This window comes from Lentilactobacillus parafarraginis DSM 18390 = JCM 14109, from assembly GCF_001435895.1.
GTDB lineage: Bacteria > Bacillota > Bacilli > Lactobacillales > Lactobacillaceae > Lentilactobacillus > Lentilactobacillus parafarraginis.
In genome coordinates, this window is sequence record NZ_AZFZ01000038.1 from 19,444 (window position 1) to 29,289 (window position 9,846).

11 protein-coding genes are annotated in these 9,846 nt (G+C 45.2%); 3 read left to right on the forward strand and 8 right to left on the reverse strand.

Annotation, left to right across the window (positions count from 1 at the left end):
• Positions 1-344: 344 nt before the first annotated feature.
• Complete coding sequence (locus FD47_RS09320) at positions 345-902, reverse strand: L,D-transpeptidase (RefSeq protein ID WP_054735171.1); 558 nt, start codon at positions 900-902, stop codon at positions 345-347.
• A gap of 213 nt (positions 903-1,115) precedes the next feature.
• On the opposite strand from FD47_RS09320, the gene FD47_RS09325 reads away from it, so the two are divergent.
• Entirely contained in the window at positions 1,116-2,156 is a 1,041-nt protein-coding gene (locus FD47_RS09325; RefSeq protein WP_054735226.1) for a lipoate--protein ligase, read from the forward strand.
• A complete protein-coding gene (locus FD47_RS09330) occupies positions 2,153-2,470 on the forward strand; it encodes a glycine cleavage system H family protein (protein ID WP_082402635.1) in 318 nt (105 codons plus the stop codon). The genes FD47_RS09325 and FD47_RS09330 overlap by 4 nt, the downstream gene beginning before the upstream one ends.
• A 55-nt stretch (positions 2,471-2,525) precedes the next feature.
• On the opposite strand, the gene FD47_RS09335 is transcribed toward FD47_RS09330, so the two are convergent.
• From FD47_RS09335 to FD47_RS09365, 7 genes are all read right to left on the reverse strand, one after another.
• A complete protein-coding gene (locus tag FD47_RS09335) occupies positions 2,526-2,900 on the reverse strand; it encodes a hypothetical protein (protein ID WP_054735168.1) in 375 nt (124 codons plus the stop codon).
• Entirely contained in the window at positions 2,897-3,547 is a 651-nt protein-coding gene (locus FD47_RS09340) for a uracil-DNA glycosylase (RefSeq protein WP_054735165.1), read from the reverse strand. The genes FD47_RS09335 and FD47_RS09340 overlap by 4 nt, the downstream gene beginning before the upstream one ends.
• A 65-nt stretch (positions 3,548-3,612) precedes the next feature.
• Positions 3,613-4,938 (reverse strand): MFS transporter, encoded by a 1,326-nt coding sequence (locus tag FD47_RS09345; protein ID WP_054735162.1) that lies wholly within the window; start codon positions 4,936-4,938, stop codon positions 3,613-3,615.
• Positions 4,939-5,147: 209 nt separating this feature from the next.
• Positions 5,148-6,020: an N-carbamoylputrescine amidase gene (aguB, locus tag FD47_RS09350; RefSeq protein WP_056980580.1), complete on the reverse strand. Its 873-nt coding sequence runs from the start codon at positions 6,018-6,020 to the stop codon at positions 5,148-5,150.
• A gap of 46 nt (positions 6,021-6,066) precedes the next feature.
• Positions 6,067-6,813, reverse strand: coding sequence for an amino acid ABC transporter ATP-binding protein (locus FD47_RS09355; protein WP_054735155.1), 747 nt, complete (start codon positions 6,811-6,813; stop codon positions 6,067-6,069).
• 17 nt (positions 6,814-6,830) lie between these two features.
• The gene (locus FD47_RS09360) at positions 6,831-7,520 is read right to left on the reverse strand and encodes an amino acid ABC transporter permease (RefSeq protein ID WP_054735154.1); all 690 of its coding nucleotides are present in this window, start codon (positions 7,518-7,520) and stop codon (positions 6,831-6,833) included.
• 21 nt (positions 7,521-7,541) lie between these two features.
• A complete protein-coding gene (locus FD47_RS09365) occupies positions 7,542-8,354 on the reverse strand; it encodes a transporter substrate-binding domain-containing protein (protein ID WP_054735149.1) in 813 nt (270 codons plus the stop codon).
• Positions 8,355-8,622: 268 nt separating this feature from the next.
• On the opposite strand from FD47_RS09365, the gene FD47_RS09370 reads away from it, so the two are divergent.
• Positions 8,623-9,462, forward strand: coding sequence for a dimethylarginine dimethylaminohydrolase family protein (locus FD47_RS09370; RefSeq protein WP_054735145.1), 840 nt, complete (start codon positions 8,623-8,625; stop codon positions 9,460-9,462).
• Positions 9,463-9,846 lie beyond the last annotated feature (384 nt).

The window sequence follows — 9,846 nt, forward strand, 5'->3', positions numbered from 1 at the left end:
GATAAACACTAATCCAAAACCAAGGAAGTGCGATCATTGTCTCTTATTAGTTTTCCATTTTTTATCATTTCACTCATCTGGATTATCGTCCTGTTATTTAAGCACAAACGCCCGAATACTTTTTTGCTTGTGGTGTTCCTGCTTTCTTCATTAATGCTGGTCGTATCATTTATTACATTTTGGAATATGCCGTAATTCCGCTGAAATGACGATCCGCGACTATCCTTCTTTTATTGACGGAGGTTACCATCACTTACTGATATCATAAGGGTCACAAAAAGACGTTCCAATCTCGATTGGCCCCATTGCGGTGCATCGAGATGAAACGCCTTTTTCAATCCAATTTATTTAATCACAACTTTCATCCCATACGGCACGTGCTGATAAACCCAGTGGGCATCCGCAACCGTCAACCGCACGCATCCGTGCGATGCCGGTGTGCCTAACTTTTCAGCTTCGGAAGGAATGTATTTGCCGCTACGGTTAACCGGAACACTGTGGAACAGATAAATCCCGTGACCCTTCCAGGAAACCCAGTAGTGAGCGCCCTCACCGGAAGCCGCATTATAGAAGGACAACCCCCGTTGCGCTTGAATGTGGTAGGTTCCCTTTGGTGTTGGTGACGATGGCTTGCCGGTTGAGCAGATCATTGTATAGATGACGTGCCCGTTGCCGTGGAAATAAACTTTCTGCTGCTTGGTGCTGACATAGATCCAAACGTGTTTGTACTTCTTTAGATTTGGATATGCCTGAGATTCTGATGGTTGGCGCCAATTAACTGTTTTACTAATCGCGTGATCCTGAGCAGAAACTCCCCGACTGCTGGTAAAGTTTATAAACAGTGCCAATCCCAAAACAAATACCGCCAGCCAGGCTGACGCCGTTAACAAATGCCGCTTCATTTTGTTACCCCCATTTATGTAATCGATTAAGTCATAATTGATTTGAAACCTAATATTAAGATTAGTACTCCGGACTAGGAATAGCAACTCCCCGCCGGTGCGGTTTCGTTTTTTGTTTGGCTCGTCAATGCTATACTTATTCGCGTAAGCGGTTTCTTAAACCAATTTCACCATTCGTGTCTTTTAGGGAGTGATTGCTTGTTATACGTGGATATGTTGAATTCAAAATATGAAGGGGCGCCAACCGTTTTCGAGAGTGCCTCCCGTTACCTGATTACCAGCGACCAATTTCACGACGCGCTGTTCAGTTGGGCCCGCCCGCTCAAACCCAACGTCATTATCGGGGCCAATCAAAATGTTTATTCAGAGTTAAATCTGGATTATATTAAGGCCCACAACATTCAGGTTACCCGGCGGGCCGGCGGTGGCGGGGCCGTCTATGTGGATGCCGGCAACCTGACCTATTCATTTGTCGATACCGACGACGGCACCAACTACATGAATTTCAAGAAGTACGCCACGCCAGTCATCAACGTCCTGCGCCGGCTCGGAGTTAACGCGCAGTTGAGCGGGCGAAACGACCTGACCGTGGATGGTAAGAAATTTTCCGGCATGGCAACCTTCAAGGAGGGCAACCGGTTCTACGTTGGCGGAACGCTGATGATTGATGTCGATTTGGACGCGGCGTCAGAAGCTTTGCGCCCGCCAAAGTCCAAACTGGCATCAAAGGGCGTCAAATCAGTTCACAGCCGCGTCACTAATTTGCGGCCGTACTTCAGCGAGCAGTACCGCAACATCACCGTTGATGAAGTGCTCGAACTGATCTTAAAGGAAGTCTTTCAGGTCGATGATGTCGCCGACGTACCGCGCTACACCCTGACTGATCAGGATTGGCAGACAATCAAGCGTCTCATGGGGACGCGGTATAATGACGACTCGTGGACCATGGGGGAGCGCCTGGACGATGACTATTTCCATTCGAACCACTTTGATGGGGTCGGCACAATTGAGATGAGTTTTTCCGTCAATAACGGCATTATCACCCACGCCAAAATTTTCGGCGACTTTAATAAGCCGAATGGAAACCTCGCGGAAATTGAGAAACGGATTACCGGCACCCCATTTAAGCAAGCCAACCTTGAAGAGGCCTTTTCTCTAAGCAACCTCACTGATAATATCGGTCAGGTGACCCCAGCGGAAATGGCCGATCTTATGGTTAATCATGACTATCAAGAAACCCAGCAGAAAGGATGATTAAAATGGCAAGTATCATCGACGACTCAAAATTTTTATGGCAGGAAAAAACGGCGGATGGCCACACCCGGATTGGACTAAACGATGAGGCCCGCAGCCAAATCGGCCAGATTTCATTTGCGTCGTTTCCGAAAAATCTCAGCGAAGTGAAGGCGGGGGACGAAATCTTTTCGTTTGAAGGTGCCAAGGCCGTTGAGGATATTCACACCCCGATCGACGGGAAGGTTGCCAAAGTCAACACGGATTTACTGGAAACTCCGGGAAATCTGAACGACGCCGATCAGGATAAAAACTGGATTATTGAATTATACTAAAGCCCTCAATCAATGGCCTCAAAAAACGATTTCCCATTTTCCGGGAAATCGTTTTTTAATCAGCCATTTTAGTTAGTCGTTGATACTGACTCATCAGTTCCGCTGGATTCCGAACCGTCAAAAATAAGTAATCGTAATGGTCATTTTGTAGCGTCGCAAATAGAATATCGTCCTTGCCAGAAATATTCACAAATGACTCGGTTGTCCCATCCATAAAGTTACCGGCCTTTTTGTTAGGTAATCCCAATCCTCCTGCTCGCAATTGGAGGTGCTGCCAGTAGCCGTCAGCTTTTAATTGGTTCTTGGACGCCACCGTCAATGACCGGATATGCGCCACTGGAATTGTTAGTTTGGCTTTAAAAGCCCACACCTTATCCAGTCCTTCCGGTTCAACAATCAAATACCCGTCTTGAAACAACACGTGATTCATGATTTGGCCCCCTTGATGCTCATCTGGTCCAGTAACTGCTTCAACCGGTCCGAATCACGGTCAACGGTCGCCTTCATATTTTTAAACCGCTTTGAATACGATGGATGATAAAGCGGGAAGATTTTTCGTGGCGTGGCCGTTAATTCAAAAGCGCTGGTTTTCTGATTGAATTCCTGAATGGGTCGTTCAATCAGTTGACCGTGCAGGTCACCAACCTTCGCCTTGTTTCCCAGCAGCCGCTGCAAACTGGCATTACCCATCGGAATCAACAGGCGATCCTTAAAGTGGGCTAATTCAAAGTCAAACATTGGTGCCCAGGTTTTCACTTCAGTATTGTTGGGTCGCCGATCACGTTTACGACCAGTCTTGCCAATTGAAAATGGCCGACCGGAAACAACCCCGGTAATGTAAACATCTTCACGGGTTAACCCCAGCGATGCCAGCCAGCGGTCCAGTTCCTTTCCGGACGGGCCTTGAAATGGGTGGCCCAATTTGATCTCCTTGTCACCGGGCGCTTCTCCCAACAAGAGAACTTTGGGATTTAAACCACCCTCACCGGCAACGAAGCCTTCCAGACGCGGATTTTCAGCTGACTTCTGTTTGCCCCACTCGATCCATTCCGGCGTTAACACAGTTTGAATTGGCATGATGACCACCTTTCACTCATTTAGTAACCCATTTTATTTTACAGTTAATGACACTCGAAATCAGCTCAATTATCAATTTGATCCAGAATTTGCCGTTCATCATACAGTCGCATGACGAAGAACATCACCGCATAAATAACCAGCGGAATCCAGACATAGTTCACATTAATCATCGTAATCGTCGCTGCGTTCTGGGTATGGTTGGCAACGTATCCCGACACGTGGAACAAGCCGGCGGTGATGAGGCCGCCAAGTCCCAGGCCAACGTTGACCCCAAAGTCATCCGTGGAAGCTAAAATTCCCTCAGCCTGAACGCCCATGCTGACGCCGTACCGAATGGTATCCGCAATCATAATCGAAACGAGCCCGATCACAATGCCATTGCCGATTGAATTGATGAAAATCCCACCAAATAAAACCGCAATCATCTTTAGATAAACGCCAAACGCAATCACAACCTGACCAATAAACGCCGTGATAATCCCGCTGATCATGGTGTGCTTTTTACTTTGGGTCTCGGTGATCCGCATAATGAGCAGCACGCCAATCAATGACGTAAATGTAAAGCTATTGGCATATGGAACCAAATTTTCATTACCCATTACATACTTAAAGTAGTAGATTGTGGTTTGATTCTTAATGGCCGTCACCAGCCAGTAAAGCAGAATCGACACCGAAATGACAATCCATGGTTGGTTGCGCTTCATCATCGCCAACACCGATTTAATCGGTTGGTGAGCAATATTCGGATTGGCAAACCGCTCACGAACGTGAATGAAGGTGTTTAAAATCAAGAAGAGTGAGATAACGCCAAATAAAATAATGGTTCCCAAGAACCCTGCCTGCTGATTTCCATGCCCGAAAAAGGCAACTAACGGCAAGGTAAAGACGGCAACAATAATTTGCACCAAACTGCCAAAAAACTGCCGAATTACACCCAGTAAGGTGAGTTCCCGCGAATTTTGCGACATCGTGGGTAAAATCGAAGTGATGGGTAAGTTGACGGCCGTGTAGAGAAACCCCAACCCAAGGTATGTAAAGTAGGCCCAGGCAAGTTTGCCGCCATACGAAAAGTTGGGCGTGATAAACGTCAGGATTGCAAACACCACGTAGGGAACCGCATACCATAAGAAAAACGGCCGACTCTTGCCAAACCGCGAGTGAGTCGCGTCGATCATCACACCAATAATAAAGCTTTCGGCTACATCGGCAATCCGCGCAACCACGAAGAGAATGGCCACGGCGCTCGGACTCAGGCCATAGACATCGGTATAGAAAAACAGCAGGTACGTCGTCATCATTTGAAACACTAAGTTATCGGCCGCATCACTAAGACCGTAACTAATTCGTTCAGGCCAACGGGTTGACCAGCTCGGGTTTCTTTGCCCCATCTTTATCACCGGTTTCATTTGAATTTGTTAACGAAATTAACACTCGTTTTTATTTTAATCGTTTCGACCGCCGGTTAGCAATCATTAGTTTGGTTTTGGACAATTTATTTGTTTCAAACTATCCTAATTTCACAAAAAACGGCCAACCTCTTAAATACCGAGCACAACGCTCTGGTAAATAACGGGTTGGTCGTTTAATTGTAAGATTCTCAGCGCACGTTGCCGTCTAAACTGAGAATTGGTTTGTATAGATCTGGACGGCGATCCCTGAATAACCCCCAGGAATTTTGGGTTGCTTGAATCTTTTCGAGATCGAAGGAATGGACCAAAACCGATTCAGAATGGTCATCGGCCTGTTCAACAATCTTTCCAGTCTGATCAGTGATGAATGACGAGCCATAAAAGTTAATTTGGGAATCATCGATCGTTTCAAGCCCAACTCGGTTGGACACAATAATGGGGACCAGATTAGCTGCGGCGTGCCCCTGAATGGTTCGCTGCCAGTGTCCACGGGAATCAATATCTGGATGACCAGGGACCGACCCAATTGCTGAAGGATAAAAAATAAACTGGGCCCCTTGTAAAGCCATGCATCGGGCTGCTTCCGGGAACCACTGATCCCAACAGATCCCAATACCGATTTTGCCATATTGGGTATTCCAGACCTTAAACCCGGTATCTCCAGGCGTGAAATAGTATTTTTCTTCATAACCAACGTCATCTGGAATATGACTTTTACGGTAAGTCTCTAAGATCGTGCCGTCTGCGTCAATGACCGTCAGCGAATTGTAGCGGTTCTGATTTTTCTTCTCAAAGAAACTGACCGGGATGACGATTTTTAATTTCTTGGCTAATTTTTTCAGCTCATTGACCGCCAGATCATCTTCCTGAGGACTGGCAAAATTCATAAATTCAGGTTTTTGCTTCTGCGGGAAATACTGTCGTTCGAATAGTTCTTGAAGCAGGACAATTTTTGCCCCCGCTTGCGCGGCTTGATTCACTAAATCCTCGGCTTTTTGAACATTCTGCTTCACATCCCAGGAACACGCCATCTGTGTGGTTGCGACCATCAATTTTTTCAAATTTATCGCTCCTCTTTTCAAAACCTTCCCTTCTTAATCATTGGGATTAAGAAGAAAGCATGACTTTTGACAAAAATTCTTTTGTGCGGGGATTACTGGTTTGGTTAAAAATATAATCTGCCGTGCCCTCGTCAGCCACGACCCCCTTGTCCATAAATAACACTTTGTCAGCAACTTTTTTTGCGAACATCATTTCATGAGTGACAATGATCATCGTCATGCCATTCGTCGCTAACCGCTGCATGACGCCCAAAACATCGCCCACCATTTCCGGGTCAAGCGCCGAGGTTGGTTCGTCAAACAAGAGGACCTTTGGATTCATGGCCAGAGACCTTGCAATTGCGACCCGCTGCTGTTGCCCGCCGGAAAGTGACTGGGGATAAGCCGCTGCTTTGTCATCAAGTCCCACCTGTTTCAGGAGTTCATGGGCTTTTTGCGTGGCTTGGTCAGCGGTCATCACTTTAAGCTTGATGGGAGCAAATGTAATATTCTCTAGAACCGTTTTATTTGGGAATAAGTTAAACTGCTGAAATACCATTCCCATTCTTTGACGGATCAGCCGTAAATCAGTCGTTTTTGCTTGACAGATATTCTGATCATAAAAGATCACCCGGCCATCATAATCATCTTCCAAGCGATTTAAGCATCGTAGCAAAGTGCTCTTACCGCTTCCGGATGGGCCGATAATCACAACCTTTTCTGACGGTTTCACTGTAAATGAAATGTCTTTAAGCACTTCATTTTTGCCAAAATGCTTTTTTAGATGCTGAACTTCAATAATATGCTTTGTCATTTAACACGCCCTCCTCATCATTCCGGAACCTTTAAATAGGCATTTCCTAATCGTTTCTCCATCAACGAAACCAGCAGGGACATTAACTGCGTCAAGACAAAATAGATGACGGCCGCGACAAGCAACGGTGGAATAAAATTATACAGTGTCCCCCCGACTCCCAATGCCTGGGCAGTGACTTCCTGGACCCCAATATAGAACAACACGGAAGATTCTTTGATGAGGGTAATAAACTCGTTACCAAGTGCTGGCAGCACATTTCGAACCGCCTGTGGCATCACGATGCCGTATAACGTTGTGCGGTTGCTCAGTCCCAAAGATAACCCGGCCTCGGTTTGGCCCCGAGGAATCGAAATTAACCCTGATCTAAAAATTTCGGCCGTGTACGCCCCTGAGTTAATGCCCAGCGCGATTGATCCGGGAATCAGCCGGTCAAGTCCCGAGCCTAAAAACTGAATTTGTGGGATATCAATCATCTTAGATAATCCATAATAAATCAGCATGACTTGAATCATGGAAGGTGTCCCCCGGACAATCGCAATGTATAAACGAGCGATGTATTGAAACAATCGGTACTTTGACCGTCTTAAACTCACGAAGCACAATCCCAGTCCAATACCAATCAAAATGCCAATGAACGAAATCAGAATTGTTTGAGCAGTTCCTTGAACAAAAACCGGATAATAATGATGCAAAAATGCAAACATACCTAGATTCCTCCCAGCAATTTACTTATTTTCGGCCTGCAATGCCTGGGCTTGTTTGAAAAGTTCCTTGAGCTGACCGTTCTTTTGTAATTTGGTGATTTCTGTATTCACCCGCTTAACCAGTGCCTTATCATTCTTACGAGCGGCAATATTGATATACCTGAACGACTTTGGGGTTGTTAACTTCACTTTAGCGATTGCGTAATCATGAGGATAACTCTTCACATAATTATCAGCGATTGCGTTTTCAACCACGACGCCAGCGAGCTTGCCCTGCTTTAACTCCGTCGTCAAACTCGTTAAGTTGGATTCGACCACTGGATTTGCATCGGCCAATTGAGACTTGGTAATTGTTTCTTGAGTTGTCGACTGTTGGGCCCCCACCGAGTGGCCCTTCAAACTGGCAACGGTATTGTAACGAGCCTGATTTTTCTTATTAACAAGAAGAACATTCTTAACGGTGTAATAGCTCTTGGAAAATGCCACTGCCTTTTTACGTTGTGGGGTTGATACCATTCCGGCTAAGATTAAATCGATTTTCTTATCCTGTAATTCGGAAATCAGGGACGGAAATTCTGTATTAACAATCTTCAGCTTCACGCCCAGATTGTCAGCGATTTTCTTAGAAAGCAGCAGATCATACCCCACAATCTTCTTCTGGCCATTTTGAACGATTGGAAACTCAAATGGTGCATAATCAGCCGCGGTTCCAACAACGAGCGTTTTTTTGTTCTGAATTGTTTTCACACTGTTGTCTGCCTTATTCGAACTACATCCGGCCAGCACCCCACCGAACATTAAAATGCTGCTAAGTAATACCAAGACTCGTTTCATAAACCGCCATCTCCTTTGGACGTTTCCATCCGAACATTAAAATTAAATAAGTTAATGTGATTTTACGATGATTCTTGATCGATAGCAAGCTAAAATTCCAACTTAATGTAATAATTTATGACATCGATGCCTATTAGGCCCGCTTAATCGGGTTATATTAATCCTTGATTTTTAATATAATTAGTTTTAATGTTAGAAATAATCACATTCAGTTTTCGCTTCATCTTTGATCTTCACACCACATCCGTATGATTTGGAGGAAATATATATGTATGTTCGTAATTCAACGGCGCCACTTCACCACGTTTTAGTCTGTCCACCGACGTACCTAAAAACTGCAGCCCCAATTAACGAAATATCCAAGAAGTATGTTAACCAGCCCCTAGATGCCGCAAAGCTTCAAGCGGAATTCAAATCACTGCTCGAAATTTATCAGCAAACCAATGTGGCCGTTAGCGAACTAGCGCCTGCCCCAACAATGCCCAACAGTATCTTTTCCCGCGACTTTGGGGCCTGTGTCAAAGAAGGCTATATTCTCGGAAACTCTCGTGAGCCCATCCGCTTTGAAGAGCGGGCCGCCTATGAACATCGCATGGCTGAACTAGGCATCCCTAAAATTTGTGAAGTCAAAAAAGGCCACTTTGAGGGTGGGGACTTCGCGTTTCTGAACGAACACACTATCGCAATCGGGATGCTGGCAAGAACCGATCCCACTGGCTTTGACATCATCAAATCTGCCCTCACCGCTTTAAATTACCAAGTATTTCCGGTGCCCGCTAACCCGGACTATCTCCACTTGGACATGTGTTTTAATTTAGTGGACGACCATCTAGCTGTCGCATATCCGCAGGGACTCCCAAAACCGTTTTTAGAACTCCTAGATCAGTTAAATATTAAGATCATCCCCGTTCCTGAAACCGCGATTTTTGCTCACGGTTGTAATTTGGAAAGCCTTGGCAACCATCGGGTGATTTCGCTCAAGCAAAATACCTCGGTCAATGAAGCCCTTCGTCAAAATGGCATGACGGTATTTGAACTGGATGCCACTGAAACGCTCAAAGCCGGTGGTGGACCCCACTGCATGACCTTTCCACTTAATCGCCAATAACCCATCAAAAAAGGCCCCGCTTTCGCAGGACCTGAGGGAAGATTTTATACTGAATATTGAAGGGTATTCATCATAAAGTTGAGTTAAGAAATCGTTTGAATTTTAAGCAATTAATTTGAGGGGTAAATCACTTAAAGTTTGGGTTTGTTTGCTGAGTTACTGGTTAATGACCATCGCACCACTTCTTTCGCTAAAGTTGTGACTTTCGAATTCAGTACCATTACTGAATTCAGTTGGTTTGTTGAACATCTCTTATTTGATTGTCCTTATCATATCGTGGGGAGCTTAATTGAAGCTTAAAATCCGAATTTTTCATTCTTTCAATAAAAGCTCGACCCAATAATGGATCGAGCCAGACTGAAGACAAACGCTATTTTGAAAATC